This is a genomic window from Treponema sp. R8-4-B8 (genome assembly GCF_054786175.1).
Genome location: NZ_BDHE01000003.1, coordinates 30,832 through 45,861, shown reverse-complemented (window position 1 = coordinate 45,861; position 15,030 = coordinate 30,832). Strand labels below are relative to the sequence as shown.

12 protein-coding genes are annotated in these 15,030 nt (G+C 42.0%); 5 read left to right on the top strand and 7 right to left on the bottom strand.

The annotated features are described in order from the left end of the window. Positions 1–220: 220 nt before the first annotated feature. Positions 221–604 carry a hypothetical protein gene (locus ACYVRA_RS01050; protein WP_461250894.1) on the bottom strand — a complete coding sequence of 128 codons (384 nt, stop codon included), beginning with the start codon at positions 602–604 and terminating at the stop codon, positions 221–223. Positions 605–681: 77 nt separating this feature from the next. Between ACYVRA_RS01050 and ACYVRA_RS01045 the strand changes: the two genes are divergently transcribed. Beyond that, the gene (locus ACYVRA_RS01045) at positions 682–2,250 is read left to right on the top strand and encodes a response regulator transcription factor (protein WP_461250893.1); all 1,569 of its coding nucleotides are present in this window, start codon (positions 682–684) and stop codon (positions 2,248–2,250) included. A gap of 42 nt (positions 2,251–2,292) precedes the next feature. Here the strand turns inward: ACYVRA_RS01045 and ACYVRA_RS01040 are convergent, their stop codons facing one another. The 4 genes from ACYVRA_RS01040 to ACYVRA_RS01025 all read right to left on the bottom strand — a co-directional run bounded on the left by ACYVRA_RS01040 (position 2,293) and on the right by ACYVRA_RS01025 (position 8,689). Beyond that, the gene (locus ACYVRA_RS01040; protein WP_461250892.1) at positions 2,293–2,529 is read right to left on the bottom strand and encodes a hypothetical protein; all 237 of its coding nucleotides are present in this window, start codon (positions 2,527–2,529) and stop codon (positions 2,293–2,295) included. A gap of 116 nt (positions 2,530–2,645) precedes the next feature. Continuing rightward, the gene (locus ACYVRA_RS01035; protein ID WP_461250891.1) at positions 2,646–4,844 is read right to left on the bottom strand and encodes a methyl-accepting chemotaxis protein; all 2,199 of its coding nucleotides are present in this window, start codon (positions 4,842–4,844) and stop codon (positions 2,646–2,648) included. Between the two features lie 190 nt (positions 4,845–5,034). After that, on the bottom strand, positions 5,035–7,782 hold the full coding sequence (locus tag ACYVRA_RS01030; RefSeq protein ID WP_461250890.1) for a chitobiase/beta-hexosaminidase C-terminal domain-containing protein: 2,748 nt from the start codon (positions 7,780–7,782) through the stop codon (positions 5,035–5,037). A 397-nt stretch (positions 7,783–8,179) separates the two neighbouring features. Next, complete coding sequence (locus tag ACYVRA_RS01025) at positions 8,180–8,689, bottom strand: hypothetical protein (RefSeq protein WP_461250889.1); 510 nt, start codon at positions 8,687–8,689, stop codon at positions 8,180–8,182. Between the two features lie 69 nt (positions 8,690–8,758). Here ACYVRA_RS01025 and ACYVRA_RS01020 point away from each other — a divergent pair, with 69 nt between their 5' ends. Further along, positions 8,759–9,220 (top strand): methylated-DNA--[protein]-cysteine S-methyltransferase, encoded by a 462-nt coding sequence (locus tag ACYVRA_RS01020; RefSeq protein WP_461250888.1) that lies wholly within the window; start codon positions 8,759–8,761, stop codon positions 9,218–9,220. 46 nt (positions 9,221–9,266) lie between these two features. On the opposite strand, the gene ACYVRA_RS01015 is transcribed toward ACYVRA_RS01020, so the two are convergent. Then, positions 9,267–11,036: a hypothetical protein gene (locus ACYVRA_RS01015; protein WP_461250887.1), complete on the bottom strand. Its 1,770-nt coding sequence runs from the start codon at positions 11,034–11,036 to the stop codon at positions 9,267–9,269. Beyond that, positions 11,023–11,937, bottom strand: a complete 915-nt coding sequence (locus ACYVRA_RS01010) for a hypothetical protein (RefSeq protein WP_461250886.1) — start codon at positions 11,935–11,937, stop codon at positions 11,023–11,025. The genes ACYVRA_RS01015 and ACYVRA_RS01010 overlap by 14 nt, the downstream gene beginning before the upstream one ends. 152 nt (positions 11,938–12,089) lie before the next feature. On the opposite strand from ACYVRA_RS01010, the gene ACYVRA_RS01005 reads away from it, so the two are divergent. The 3 genes from ACYVRA_RS01005 to ACYVRA_RS00995 are packed head-to-tail and all read left to right on the top strand — an operon-like array spanning position 12,090 to position 15,018. Beyond that, positions 12,090–13,151, top strand: a complete 1,062-nt coding sequence (locus ACYVRA_RS01005) for an NAD(P)H-dependent glycerol-3-phosphate dehydrogenase (protein ID WP_461250885.1) — start codon at positions 12,090–12,092, stop codon at positions 13,149–13,151. Then, positions 13,151–13,897: a GGDEF domain-containing protein gene (locus tag ACYVRA_RS01000; RefSeq protein ID WP_461250884.1), complete on the top strand. Its 747-nt coding sequence runs from the start codon at positions 13,151–13,153 to the stop codon at positions 13,895–13,897. The genes ACYVRA_RS01005 and ACYVRA_RS01000 overlap by 1 nt, the downstream gene beginning before the upstream one ends. Beyond that, positions 13,894–15,018, top strand: a complete 1,125-nt coding sequence (locus tag ACYVRA_RS00995; protein WP_461250883.1) for a GGDEF domain-containing protein — start codon at positions 13,894–13,896, stop codon at positions 15,016–15,018. Before ACYVRA_RS01000 ends, ACYVRA_RS00995 begins: the two co-directional genes overlap by 4 nt. Positions 15,019–15,030: the final 12 nt, after the last annotated feature.

Below are 15,030 nucleotides of genomic sequence, written 5' to 3'. Positions count from 1 at the left end.
GCCCCGAACAGCGTACCCCAGAAGAAAAAAAAGGGGGGGGATTTACCCCCCCGGGCCCCTCCTCCCCCCCAAAAGGTTGCGGCCCTTTTATACAACAGGCTCCTTCGTAGACTTTTTATACAAAACTTTGTTTTCACAATAAATCTTACAAATATGTTTTTTTCTAAAATGTTTATTTTTTTTTTATAAATTTTAATAATATAAAAAAAAAAATGGGAAATTAACTTTTTATCAGATTTCCAGCATATAATCCCCCCGGGGGGGGGGGGGGGGGGGGCAGATCATGCACGCCGTTTAAGGCGTGTAGATGGACAAAATCCAAACGCCCCGGCGCCGAACAGCGTACCCCAGATGAACAAAATGAGGCGGGATTTATCCCTCCGGGCGCTACTGCCTCACCAAAAGGTTCGGCGCATTTATACAACATGGGGATTTTTTTTAGCGCCACGCTGTGCCACATTATCCATCTGCACGGCTTCGTCGTGCCTTTTTCAGCGCCGTCCGCGCCGCGGTCAGAGCGAGGTACGCAACACTCTTCAAAAAATTCCCTATATTCGCGACCAAATTCCTTCACTTTCAACCCTGATATTGTTCTTTTGCTCATATTCTTCTATATACCACAACTATCTCCATTTGATACCTGTAATGGTTTAGAATTCGTATGGAAAGGAGAAAACTAGAATGGATTCTAGGTGCTTTTTAGCCGTTTTATCGGCAAGATGTAAGCCTCCCAGAGCCTCTTGCTTTTTTCTTTTTTCTCTCTTCTTTCTTCTTTCGTTCCTCCCTGCCCAGGAAAACAGGTTTTTTATCGACTTGCAGAAATTTCCACTGTACGTTAAGGCTGATTTTAACTATTCCGATGTTGTTTCTCCCGATCTACAGGACGGCTCATGGCAGGTTAGGGATAAATGGACAAACGCCGTCATACGCAGACTGGGTTTTCCCGGACTGCCTAAACGCCCTTTTCTGTCGCCTTGGGGGAGGCCGCCGCAGGAATGGACTTTTGTAATTCCATTTACATTGGACTCGTCATTATCGGACGATGACGCGCCGGTAATTCCATGCTTGTATCTTGCGTCTATCGGCATTAACTGGAAAATATATCTAAACGGAATTCTGATCAAGAAGGAAATGCATTTGTCAGATGGGCGTATCACGGAAGAACACTACGAGCGGGACGTAATCGTTCCCATAAACAGCAGCTTGTTGCAAAAAGGCAAAAATGTTCTTGTGTTCTGCATTGTTGGAGATCCAACCGATTATACAACCGGCTTTACATATCAATTTCCTTATTATATCGCCGACTACAATTATGTAATGCGTAAACATAACGAGACTGACCAAATAATTATTATATCAATACTTGCCATACTGGGGATATACCACTTTCTGTTTTTCGCAATTTTCCGCGAGAACCGCTACAACATAACATGCGGAATTTTTACATTTGGCATGGGTTTGTATTATCTGTGGCGGACTAACTGGGTACATCAATTTATCCACAATACCGCCGTTTTGATGAAGCTGGAATACTTTACGCTTTATTTCATGATACTGGCTCTTATGGCTTATACGGACAAGCTTTGCAATGGGCGTTATTTTATCGTTACAAAAATATACGGCGTTTTTTGTTCGGTTTTGGCGGTGTCCCAGTTGTTTTTTTCACGGACTTACGGAAGCGAAGCGGCGGGCGTTTGGCAAGTCGCAAGTATTTTGGCAATGATGTGGATTTTTATTTATAACATAATTTTCCCATTTAACCGCGAATTGAAAAAAGGCAAAAAGTTCGCCGATACATTGGTTAATACATATCCGGGGAATCTGTTGCTTTCTTTTACCATTTTCGTCTTAACCGTAATCTTTGATCTTGCTGATTCTCTTGCCATGCACTACTCGCTGGATTTAACCAGATACGGCATGGTAATCCTTGCATTGTCAATCATATTTATGTTATTCCGAATGTCCTTCTTGAAGAATAGGGAACTTAAAGATAAAAGCGCGTTACTGGAAAAGACGGCTAATCCCATATCCGCGCGTGAAAAGATATTCAATTCATGCGGTTTAACGGAACGTGAAAAGGAAATTGCCCGTCTAATGGTAGAAGGGCTTGACAATAAGGAGATTGGAGAGCGCCTTTTTATTTCCAACAGCACCATCGCTTTTCATGTAACAAATATTTTCCGCAAATTCGGCATTATAGACGGCAAGAACAAAGGCCGCGCGATGTTTTTGGTTAAATTACTCAATTAATGAGGGGCTGTTCACTCAGAAAGTAAATTCGATAACACTTGTCTATGCTGACGCGGCAATCCGTTCCTGTACCATTTCACCGATGATTTGGGAAGGAGTTTTATGATCGGCTATGGCTTTTGTATTCAGATAATTGGCGGTAATATTATCAATCGTTATAGTATGGGCGGTCTTTTTGCATTGGGTGAAATAACCTGTTCCATTAGGTCCTGGTTTAGGCGGATTTTTTGTCCATTTCTCGTCCAACCTTTTTGCTTCTTCGTCTGTCATGTGCGCCATTTTTACTCCTTCTGTTTTAATAGATAGTGATAGATATTCCTGCATGGCATTGCATGGAATACATTGCATCAAGCTTATCTCATTTTTCGGCAAAATAAAAGTGCTTTCTTGTTCTATCACTCCACCTTAAAGCGCGAAACTTCCCTTATCAAGGCGTCAATGGCGTCACGGTTCTTGAGGGTCATTCCATTGACATTGTTTACCGCTATGTTTATTTGCTCCGCGCCAATTGCCATCTCGTTCATGCCGCCGGTTATTTCCACTGTCATCTTCCCCAAATTCTGGCTCTCATTCATTACTTCCTGGCTGCCGTTAAGCATTTCTTCACTGCTGCTCTTTACCTGCCGCGTAAGATCATTCAAACTGCCGACGCTTTGCAGTACCTGTTTGCTCCCCTGTCCTTGCTCTTCCATAGCGTTGCGGACATTTTCTTCCTGTATCGAAACCGTCTTTACGCCTGAGTCAATCGCTTCGAACTTTTTAAGCACGTTATCTGTGGAGCTTGTAATATTTTTGATTGATTCCGCTATTTTTTTCAGTACCGTGCCGATTGTCTTGGACTGATCGCTGGAACTTTCCGCCAGTTTGCGGATTTCATCGGCGACTACGGCAAAGCCTTTGCCGGCCTCTCCGGCGTGGGCGGCCTCAATTGCCGCGTTCATCGAAAGCAGATTGGTCTGGCTGGCGATGTTCTCCATTACAGAGTTAATTTCCAGCAAGCCTTCCGACTCGCGGGATATTTCCTGAATGTCCGTTGCTACTTCCTGCAATCCGCCGCGGCCTACTTCGGAGGCTTCTTTTAATGAATTTACATTGGTGGCGTTATTCACCAGCGTGCTAGTAACAGAGCCGATATTGGCTACCATTTCCTCAATCGCGGATGACGCCTGCGAAACATTCTGACTTTGTTTTTCCACATGGCCGTTGAGTTTGTTAATATTCACTATTACCTGTTCCATTGTGGCGTTTGTCTCGGTTACGCTGGCGGACTGATTTATAACACGGCTCTTGATGCTCTGAATGTTGGAAGTGATTTCGTTTATCGCTGCGGCAGTCTCGGTCATATTGCTGGCAAGATCATTGCCTATATCTTTTAATACAGCGGCTTGCTTTTTAATAATAAGCACAAGGTCTTTAATTTTTTGAATTGTTTTATTAAAGTAATTGGCAAGATCGCCTACCTCGTCCTTGGAACTGACGGCGACGCTTCGGGTCAGGTCGCCTTCGCCCTCGGAAATGTCTTTGAGGGTATTCGCTACCTTTACGATTGGGGCGGTAGTGTTATTCAAAACAAAGTATATAAGTACCACCGCCGCAACAAGGGATATTGACACCAATATAATAGAAAACCGTTCTATCGCTCTAACTTCTTTCATGATATAAGATTCGACTGAACCGACCATTACCGACCAATTTGTTTTAGAACTCCCTATGGGAACATTAGCTATAGCTATTTGTATATTTTCTTTCAGCGTTGGAGCGTAACTGAAACATTCGAATTCAATTCCGTTTTTAACGGCATCTAACGCTTTGTTTATATAGTTGCCGAATTGCACTTCCGCATCGAGCATATTCTTTCCTATGCGTTCCGGCCTGTAACTCGCCATAACAAACCCAGTATTGGTGTAAATTGATATAGCGGAAACTTCATCAAAATCTTTCATTGTCTGCTCTATTCTGGGTTGTATCATGTCAATATCCAACTGACAGCCTACGGCTCCTACTATTTCATTGAGCCTCTTGTTAAGAATGGGGACTACGAGTCTGACGCAATATATGTCTTTTCCCGACAGATTAAAAATGGTTGGGTCGCTCATTCCAACTGTTGTCCTGTCAGGTCCGTTAATATGATCCATTACCTCTTTAACGACGGCGCTGGTTTGAGGCTGTATCTTTCCGGTTTCCTTTCCCAAAGCATAAGCAAACTGCCCCGTAGGGGTTGAGCCTACCCTGTTAATATAACGCGCGTCCATGCCGTCAATGGCGTCAGGTTTCCAGACGGTAAACATTCGGATAAAATCGGGCATGTCTTCAAAAACAGACTGCATCAGATTTTCATACTCATCGCGCCGCGTTGCCGGTTCAAGGTGTTCATAAAAATTCATTTCATTAGATAGCGTTTGCAGTACCTGTATATAGCCGCCTATCCTGCCGTCCCAGTACTGGGCGCGTTGACGCGCTAGATACATGGTTTTCTGTTTGGACAGATTCAATGCTATATCGGACGCCTGCCGTAATTGAATAATGGCAATGCCGCCGGCAATGACCGCCATGATTGCGATCATCATAATGCTCAGTTTAATTTTAATCTTCATTTTTCCCCCCTTAGATTTAAAACCCCTATTTTTCTCTAACAAAGCTGTGTTATTTTAGTTATTTAAAATAATACTATATTATTGTGAGAAAATCAATACTAAAATGGGTATTTATTGGACAGCCATGTAATTTACGCGGCAAACGCCATGCGCGTGTTACCGCGCATGGTGCCCCGCCGCTATCGCAAACTTATGGTGATGTTGGCTCTGTCGAACCCGTGGCGATTCCTATCTTATATGTGCCGGTTGCAGTGCTTGTATTAGGCGTTACTTTGAGATAGTAAACAGTGCTGGCGGTTAAGCTCGCTCGGTTGACAGAAGAAGAAATAGCAGTGTAGTTATAAAGAGTCGATGATGCCCCTTGAAGTCTACCTTCGCTAGTGTACAGTTGTACAGTCACAGTACCAGTCAGTGCGCCATCGTCCGTAACTCCTTTGAAGTGGATATATGCTGATGTATTCCCCGGACTTGTTGCATTTGTTGTAAATTTAAACCATTGATCGCCGCCTGCGGTTGTAATATTGCCGTTACCATATGTGCCTATGGTCAGATCGGTTATGCTTGCTGCTTCCGGCACAGTTACTTTTGGTGTTTGTGTATTTGACGTGTTGAACCCTATTATAAATGAGCCAGTGCTATAAGAAGGAGGCGTTACTTTTATATAGTAGGTACTGCCGCTGGTTACCGATCGGTTTGTAATAGTAGTGGAACTGGAAAAATATTCGTTGCCAACGAAAATTCTACCGTCGCTAGTATACACTTGTGCATACAGGTTGGACAATGTGACACACCGAATGTGTATATATTGTGCTCCCGTTACATTTGCGGTAAATTTATACCATTGTACGTCGCTTGATGTAGCAATACTTCCGCTAGTAAATTGGTCTGCCGTCAGTTCGGTTGCGCCTGTGGTTGGTATAGGAGAAGGTGTTATTATGGGCGTTGATTGTGTCGAGTTAAACGCTATCTTATATGTGCCGCTGTAGGTATTTGAATAAGGCGTTACCCTGATATAGTACGTAGTGGTGGCAGTTAATCCGGTTTGGTTGGTACTGGGAGTGGAGTTATCAAGATTTACTGGGTCTCTCACATTTTTACCGTCTGCTGTAAACAGCCTGACATATACGTCGGTCAGCGCGCCCGAGCCGGTTCCCGGCAGGAAGTGGATATAATGGGAAGTTGCCGTCGCGGTAAATTTGAACCATTGTTCGCCGACTGTGGTAGTAATATTGCCGTCAGTCCATGTGTCGGCGGTCAGCGCGGGTATGCTATCTATTGATGGTATAGTTATTGCGGGCTGTGTAGATGAATCACCGAACGCTATCTTATATGCGCCGTTGGTAAAGGAACTTGAATAAGGCAATACCATGATATAGTACTGAGTGTTGTTGGTTACAGTTTGGGTTGTATAGACATTACCACTGCTAAGATATGACCTGCTTCCTACTGGTGCACCAGCAGCAGTATACAATTGCACATCAATTCTGGCCAGTGTACCCGGTTGGAAGTGTATATATTGGGAAGTTGCCGTCGAGGTAAAGCTGAACCATTGTTCAGTTACTTTTGGTTCTGTTGAGGAAAGAGCTCCGTCATACCATGTTGTGTTGGCAGTGGGCAGTGGGGTTATGCCTGTGGTTGGTATATTTATTGAAGGTCTTGTTGTTGTTGTATTGAACCCTATCCTATACGTGCCGTTATAGGAGGTTCCTGCAGGCACTACTCTAATATAGTAAGTAGTGCTGGCGGTTACCGTTATAGAGGAACTGGTAGAATAGGTAAAAGATAGTCTATCCCCTTGGGTTCTACCTTCGGTAGTGTATACTTGTACATAAGCGCCGTACATGGTGCCATACAGGAAGTGTATATACGCGGAAGTGCCAGTCGCACCCGTGGTAAACTTGAACCACTGTTCGCCGCCTGTAGGCATACTTTTGCTGTCTGACCATAAGCCGGTGGTCAATTCGGTTACTCCAGTGGTCGGTATATCTACTATTGTTGGCGATGATGCTGTCGTGCTAAACGCTATCTTATATGCGCCGCTGAGGATGCTGGCCGATACTTTTATATAGTACACACTGCCGTTGGTTACAGATCGGTTTATATTAGTAGAACTGGCGGAAAGAGATGCGCTGGTTCCTACAGTTGTTGTAGTGTCGGCGCTGTACAGTTGAACAGTCGCGCTGGTCAGTGTGCCGGGTTGGAAGTGTATATACTGGGTTGCCGCCGTCGCTGTAAATTTGAACCATTGTTCCTTTACTGTTGAGCTAAGGCTTCCGTCAAACCATTTGTCGGCGGCAGTTAATTCAATGGGGGTTTGTATGGTGTATGTCGCCGTGAATACGCTGCTGTCGTTCCAGCCGGCCTTAACGGCTATGGCTTTGATGGTTGTTGTCGTAGTAATACTGATTGGTGTCGAAGCTGAAAACAATGTGCCAGAAGTAGCAGAGGGAGCTGTTCCGTCTGTGGTGTAGTAGATTGCCGCGCCTTCGGTTGTTGAGGACAAGGTAACGCTCTGCGTATTGATGTAGACTCCCTCCGCAGGGTTTGCCGTAGGCGTTGCGACCGTTTCCTTGTCAGTAATGGTAACGTTAAAGGTTCTCGAAAAACCCCCGTAAGCGACGGTAACGGATATACTTCCCACTGCGCTGGAATCAAAGCCGGTTATTGTCAACTTATCGATAGGAACAACCTCCCTTTTCCCGTCGCTGTAGCGTGCCGTTACTATCAAGCCGTCAGTATCCAAATCTTCGCCGACAGAGTACGTAGTTTTTGTTGGTCCCTCTAGGTCAATGCCATCGAGGGTTGGCTTGGGTTCCTCGCACCCTGTCATTGACAGGATCATGAAGCCTATTACGGCTACAAGCGCTAAAAAGCTACGCCTTTTAGCTTGGAGTTTTACCATTGTAAAACTCCCCGCATTTGTTCTTTTGTTTTTCATCTAAAACTCCTCTTTGTGATTTATTAAAAAAGCCGATCTTCCCCCATATCTCACTCCGTTCGACGCGCGTAAGGAATTGAGTTGTACAACGCCGCCAACGGCGGTTTGTACATAAGTGGAAATTCGGCATTTTTTCAAAAAATGAGAATATTGTAATAAAAGTGATGTTACTTTGCTTGTATAAGCGCTTATTGTATGGGGGGGGGGGGGGGTGAAATGTATATTACATGGGTTATTTACTAAAAATACCGCCGATATTTTTTGTGTTGGAGATTGATTTTTATCAAAATCGGCGGCTTTTTGACTCATTATAACTATTATAACGCAATATGATGGATTTTTCAGTCTCATTGTAAGAAAAATATCATATCAGAGTGAAAATTACATGTGGAATAGTTTAATCTGTCTGTTGTTTTTTATCTCTGTTTCTCCTACCTTGATTATCTCCCCGAGGAGAAGGAATACGCCTATTATTGTCCGGGCGAAAATCCCGCTTTCCGAAACCGTGCTTCGGTCCTTGACCGTGATTCCACGCGATAAAATCGTAGGATTTACCGTCAATTGTCACTTTGGTTGGGCGAATCATGCTTCTAAATTCGTATCCTTCAACAGAAACTTTTTCTCCCTCGCGCAGTCCGCTAATAAAACCAATATAACGGTTCAACATCGGAACAACGTAAACTTTATCCGCGCTTTCTACCGCGACAAATCCCTTTTCCAGTTTTAAAACGCCTTCTACTGTTACAGAACGAACCTCGCTACGGCTGCCCCTTTGTTGGCGAGTGGCATCGTTTAATTGCTCGGGTTTCTCTCCAGAACCGGAATTACGCTGATCCCTGATAGGTTGGGCGGAAATTGTACCCGCCACCAAAACAGCGATAACTAGGAAAATAATCAATTTTTTCATTTTTACTCCTCCATTATTTATTATATCTCTTATATAACCAAAAAACATTAATTATGTTACACTTTTATAGTGAAAAAATACTGTTTTTATCATTATGATTTCTGTAATCTTTATATTGCCGAAGAAGACGGAGCCGTCTGTTTTGTCTCATTTGGAGCGGGGAAAATACCTGATAATTTTGAGAAAAGCGAGACTCCGCTGATAAAAAAAGCGGCAAAGCAGTTTGACGAATACTTTAAAAAAGACAGGCTAAATTTTGACTTGCCGCTTGTTTTACATGGAACGGATTTTCAGGTAAAAATTTGGAAGGCGCTGCAAAAAATTCCCTATGGGCAAACGCGCAGTTACGGCGAATTAGCCGCTATGATTGGAAATCCAAAAGCGTGCCGCGCAGTAGGAATGGCAAATAACCGTAACCCAATTGCAATAATTGTTCCCTGTCACCGCGTAATCGGCCATGACGGAAGTTTAACAGGTTTCGGGGGCGGGTTAGATATTAAACAAAAATTACTTGATTTGGAAAAACGCTAATTTACCCTAAAACCGCCTCCGCAAAGTAACCGTCTTTTTAGACAGACTAACTCTGTTGAGAGGCAAGCGAAAGAAGCGAAATAAATAACGTTACGGCAAGAGCCGCGATAAACGCAATTAACGCGGCGGTAAAGCCAAAACTTATTACAAGCCAAATGCCCAATGTGTTGATTGCCGAGCGGTACATAAAAACAAAACCATGAAAAACAACCGGCAGGAGAGGAAGTAAAAGAATAAATAAAAAACGAGGTTTTCCTTTTGTGCGATACCGCCATGCGATTCCAATTATAAAAATCGCCATAGGCAGAAAATACAAAACACAGCCAAGCCGGTTTAAAATTTCCGCTTGAAAAATTTGACTTATATATCCGTCATCACCAAGTTTTTCCGCCGCCTCAAAGAGGTCACTAATCCGCAGATTTGTAAGCCCTCTTCTTACATCAGTAATTACCATTAAATCTTCATAACTGATATTTAAAAATATCCCGCCTACAACAGGGCTGCCAATAAGCCATTCGCCTTTAAAATCGTTATTCTTGTCTAAACGATCTAGAGCGTGGGTTAAAACATACACCTTAGGCTTTCCGTCATTTGTAAAAGGCGTAAGTTTCGCGTATTGGGAGGCGACGCTTGTCTTTGGAGTCATATTCGCGTCAAATTCCATGTATTCAAATCCGGTACCGTAAGCGACATCATCCGTTGTCGTAAGACCGTTAAAACGCATCACTACCCTGCCGTCCGCGCCGGGAATGGAAAATACAGCGCCGTTTAAATTTTCGCCCAGGGATAATTCCATCTCTTCAGTAAAAAAGGCGATTTCTTTGGCGTTTTTCTCGCTTACGGCAATAAAATTTTTCGCGTCGGGATCATCGGGAGTATATGTCAACAGTTCCTGAAAAATGTAAAACGCGCGTATCCATTCGCCCGACGCCATCGCCTCATAACCTGAAAGTTTTAAATTGTACAAATCAAAAAGATGTTCTTCCTTAGCGTTAGGCGCAAGAGAGGCAATCATGTTCCATGCTTCGCTTGCAAGCCGCGCGGCGTTGGCGGCTTCTACGCTTCCTCTTACGGCAAGCCGCGTTCCAAGATTAGCAAGCCAATGGGCGTCATAATAGCGTCTTTCATTAAAAGCTTCCCTGCTCATGGCAATAGCCTGCGCGGCGTCAACAGGTTTTTGATCTTCATTTAACGGGACAATATCTGAAATGTGGTAATCCGCCGCCAACGCTTCACGGGCGCGGTTTTTTTCATCATCTTTTTCAAAAGCGTCTTCGCGTAAATTTATTTTAATTTCCTTTCTAAGAGGTTCTAATTCGGGGCTGTTATACCAGACATGATCGCAGATACTCAAAAGTTGGTAAGCTTTTTCCCAATCCTTTAAGTCTCTGCACTCCTGCGCGTTCTTTTTCGCAAGCCGGTACATATCTCCGCTGTATATCATATTTTCTTCATAATTCTTAACCATTGGGAACACAAGAAAAAATATAATGCCATAAATAACAGCCGCGACAATCGCGGTAACTACGGAAGAAACAAGGCGTTTAAAAAACATTTCAGAAAAACTCTGATAATGATCATCAAGCGAAACAAGTCCAAAAGGAATCACAAGCGCGGAAAAAGCTACAGCGGGAAAAAAATTAATTATTTCTAACACCCCATGTATCAGCCGCCAACTGCGGGAATAAAGTAATATAGGAGCCGGCGAGCCGGGAAAAATAAATCTTAAAATCATGATAAGAAGAAAGGCAGACAAGGAATAAATAATAAAAATTGCCTGCGGGGAACGCATTTTATCAGTGTTAATCGCCATCATCCACCCGCCTCTTTGCGGCAAAAGCCAAAAGCGAATACAGGTTTACAAGCGTTCCAAAACCAAGAAAAACAAACGGAAGCGCGTATACCACGGGTATTCTATTATCAAGGAAAGACGCCGTAATCATCTGCATCTCCTGACTGTTAAAAAAAGTGTTAAGCGCAAGAATGCCCCTAAACGCGAGTATGGACAAGAAAAGATTGGCAAGCGGCCATGCGCTGAATTTAAGCACATAACCAAGCGAACATAAAAGGTAAATAAGAGACCCGACGTAAATTAAATATGGAAGAAAACCTTGTGAAAATTTTCGCTGGAACATTTCCGCGTTAAGCCTGATGTCTATTTCAATATCTTTTAAAAACCACGGCGCATCGTCGCCAAACGGGACTGGAGGAAGATCAAAATCCGCGCTTGCCGAGCGCTGAAAAGCCAGCGGCTGATTCGGTATCGCTACAACCCTCGGACCAAGAGGGTCAGACGCGCCATTTAACAGAATAACCGCAGTCTCATTTTTATTTAACGTATTCGACAGTATCAATCCTTTTCCGCCAAGAGCTATGCCGGAACTTTTTGCTGGCGGTACGGATCTCCATTGGTCTAAGGCAGTAGAAATTCCAAAACTAAACAGGAACGACAGTAACATTACGCATATAAGAGACATCAACGCAAAAAAACTTTTTCTAATTGAATAATTTAAAGCTATTACAATTGATAAAAACAAAGCCACTGTTAACGCCCAATGCGCGGCTGTTATAAGCAATGTAAGGGAAGTTTCCGGTTTAGGCGGCAGATTTTTAGCCCAATCAACACGAAGGGACAGAAACCTTATGCCTGTTACTACCGTAAAAATAATGATGAAGACAAGGCTGAAAAATATCGTTAATTTTGCTAATTTCCTCACAATATTAGATTATCACGGTAAAAACACACTTGCAAGGGTATTTATGGCTTTTTAAGCCTTAAATTTCAATTTAACACTTGGAATTCCCCGCCAATCTTTAATTGCGGGAGAATAATTGTTGAGAAAATACAGATTAAAGTGCATAATAAAGTATGAACACTCAAATAGCGGTTTTAGGCGCGGGCGCATGGGGAACGGCAATAGCAAAGGTCATTGCTGAAAAAGAGAAAGACGTACTTATCTGGAGTTATGAGACTGAGGTAAGAGACGATATAAACAATAAAAAACAAAATTCCAGATATTTGCCTGATGTTGAATTACCAAAAAAAATAAGAGCGACCTCGGATATCGAAGAAGCCGCAGAAGGTAAACAATTCCTTATTTACGCGGTACCATCTTTGTTCCTGCTTGACACGTTGAAAAAAACCCTTTCAATAAATTCCATAAGAGAGGGAAAAACTATAATCGCAGCGATAACAAAAGGCTTTTTACCCGCCGAAAACGGCCCCCGTCTGATTCTGGAAACTATGGAAGATTATCTGCCAGGCTTTTTCCGCCAATCCCTTGTATACATTTCCGGTCCAAGCCACGCTGAGGAAGTATCGCGGGGAAAAGTAACGGGGCTTATCGCGGCAAGTGAAAATCCAAAGAACTCAATCCGTTTTAGGGACTTGCTAAAAGGCCCGCGCTTACTGGTTTATTCATCGCTTGACGTAAGGGGAGTACAGGCGGCGGCGGCGGCAAAGAACGTTATAGCAATCGCGTTTGGTTTGTTAGACGCAATGAAAACCATCGGTAAAATGGATATGTTCGGAGACGGCACCGAATCTCTTTTGCTTGCGGCGGGATTAAACGAGATACAGACTCTTGGCAAAGCGTTAGGCGCGACTCATACCGAGACATTTACTTCCATTTCCGGAATTGGCGATTTAGACGTTACGTGCCGTTCTATTTACGGAAGGAACAGGCGCTTTGGCAGGGAAATAATCGAAAAAAATATACTAAAACCGTTTAAAAACATCGATGATCTCCTATCCCGAATCAGTGAAATAGGCTATTTGCCGGAAGGCGTAGCCGCCGCTAAATATGTCCATATTCTAGCCGAGAAACACAAGCTTAAAATGCCCGTCTCCATCGGATTATGCAGACTATTAAACAGGGAAATTGATCCGCAGGAATACTGTGAAACTCTTTTGGCGGATTGGGTTAAATAATGAATTTTTCTTACGCTCTAAATACTTTTACAGGTCCGGCATTAATCATCATAATTGTATTTGCCGAATGTATGGTAAAATTTTCAAGTAACCGCAAAATAAGAAAAAATTTCTGTATTGTGTTAATCGCTGTATTTTTATTGTTAATCGCGGATTTCGCGTATTCACTCAATAAAAGCGCCGGAAATTTTACTGAATACAGAATAATCTGGCCTGTTATCGCCGCTCTGCTCCTTTTTACTTATTTATTTGTCATACTCAAAGAAAATAAAACCGATTATTTAACCGGACTTGACAACCGCTACAGCTTTTTTGAATTTGTGCATAAATTTACACGTAACAAGAACGGCAAATCGCTTATAATCGCCATGATTGACATAATTAATTTTAAGTCTATAAATGAATCCTACGGTAATCTTGAAGGTGATAACGCCCTGCGTAATATGGCGCAGATCATAAAATTTTGCGGCAGAAAATCAGATTTCGCGGCGCGTTACGGCGGAGATGAATTTGTACTTGCCGTAAGAACAGAAATAGGCATTGACGATTTATTGGACAAGATTAATGAAAATTTAGATATGTACAATAAAAATAATGGAAAACCATATCAGATAAAAATAATTTATGGGTTTGACGCGTACTTCTCAGACGACACCAGACGGATAGATGATTTTTTAAATCACATTAACGGCCTAATGCACTTAAATACCGAAGAAAAACGCCGCGCGGGAGATTTTAAAATATGATTACTTTAGAATATTTCAGCGCGATAATCGGTTCCTGCATAATAATAATCCTTATTGCGGCTGACTATTTGCAAAAATACAATACGGATGTTTTTCAACGCAAATTATTACTTATAATGCTAAGCGCGGTTTTTATTTCCGCTATATGTGATTTTATCGGTTCTTTATTGGGGGGAAAAGCGGAAATTCATGTAAATAACGAATTATACTATGTTTGGTCAATTTATTTTATTGCGCGTAATTGCTGTTATTATTACGGCGCTGTTTTTATAGACTATTTCGCGCATGAAAATATTATCAGGACAAAAAAATTTATAAAAATAGTAACTGTTTTTCTGGCGTTATATACGCTCAGCATAATACCTAATTTCCAATTTGGATATTATTTTTATCTTTCAAAAGATAATACTTATATCAGGGGAATAGTATTTTTTCTTCAAATAATAATAAGTTATTTCCCAATAGTAATAATTTTAGTCGATATAAGCCTTGCCTACAAATATATTAAACACAACCAAATTTTAATGATTATTATTTTTGTTGTCATTACGTCCGTTGGAGCGGTCGTGGATATTTTACTTGGTACGACAAAACTGATTTGGCCGTGCGTTACAGCGTCAATATTATACATATATTTCTTTATGCTTAGATACGATTTAAAAGTTGACAGTCTTACCGGCATGGGCAACCGCAATGATTTTTATAAATTCATTAACAAATTTTATCTTGACAGCCGGAGCTATAAACAAAAAAATAAAAATGAATACGCGTTTATTAAAATAAATATAAATAAATTAGGAGAAATAAACGATATCCACGGCCATCTGGAAGGCGATAACGCGGTGCGCGACATCGCTACAATAATTAAAACTTATTTCAGGCATACTGACTTTGCGGTGCGTTATGGCGGAGATGAGTTTATTCTGATTACTACGGCAAAAAATGACGTTCATCGCATTATTGAGCGCATAAATAACGCCGTTGACAACCAAAACAATAAAAATATACGGCCTTACAAACTCTGTATAAGTTACAGTTACGACATATATAAGGTTAATTCCGGCATGCAAATTCAGGATTTTCTCGCGCAACTTGACGGTAAAAATAAAATAAATCAATAAAAATAAAGACGG

Excerpts from the sequence above, each read along its gene's own strand:
- ACYVRA_RS01050 (WP_461250894.1), bottom strand. The coding sequence starts at position 604 with ATGAGCAAAAGAACAATATCAGGGTTGAAAGTGAAGGAATTTGGTCGC.
- ACYVRA_RS01045 (WP_461250893.1), top strand. The coding sequence starts at position 682 with ATGGATTCTAGGTGCTTTTTAGCCGTTTTATCGGCAAGATGTAAGCCT.
- ACYVRA_RS01040 (WP_461250892.1), bottom strand. The coding sequence starts at position 2,529 with ATGGCGCACATGACAGACGAAGAAGCAAAAAGGTTGGACGAGAAATGG.
- ACYVRA_RS01035 (WP_461250891.1), bottom strand. The coding sequence starts at position 4,844 with ATGAAGATTAAAATTAAACTGAGCATTATGATGATCGCAATCATGGCG.
- ACYVRA_RS01030 (WP_461250890.1), bottom strand. The coding sequence starts at position 7,782 with ATGAAAAACAAAAGAACAAATGCGGGGAGTTTTACAATGGTAAAACTC.
- ACYVRA_RS01025 (WP_461250889.1), bottom strand. The coding sequence starts at position 8,689 with ATGAAAAAATTGATTATTTTCCTAGTTATCGCTGTTTTGGTGGCGGGT.
- ACYVRA_RS01015 (WP_461250887.1), bottom strand. The coding sequence starts at position 11,036 with ATGATGGCGATTAACACTGATAAAATGCGTTCCCCGCAGGCAATTTTT.
- ACYVRA_RS01005 (WP_461250885.1), top strand. The coding sequence starts at position 12,090 with ATGAACACTCAAATAGCGGTTTTAGGCGCGGGCGCATGGGGAACGGCA.
- ACYVRA_RS01000 (WP_461250884.1), top strand. The coding sequence starts at position 13,151 with ATGAATTTTTCTTACGCTCTAAATACTTTTACAGGTCCGGCATTAATC.
- ACYVRA_RS00995 (WP_461250883.1), top strand. The coding sequence starts at position 13,894 with ATGATTACTTTAGAATATTTCAGCGCGATAATCGGTTCCTGCATAATA.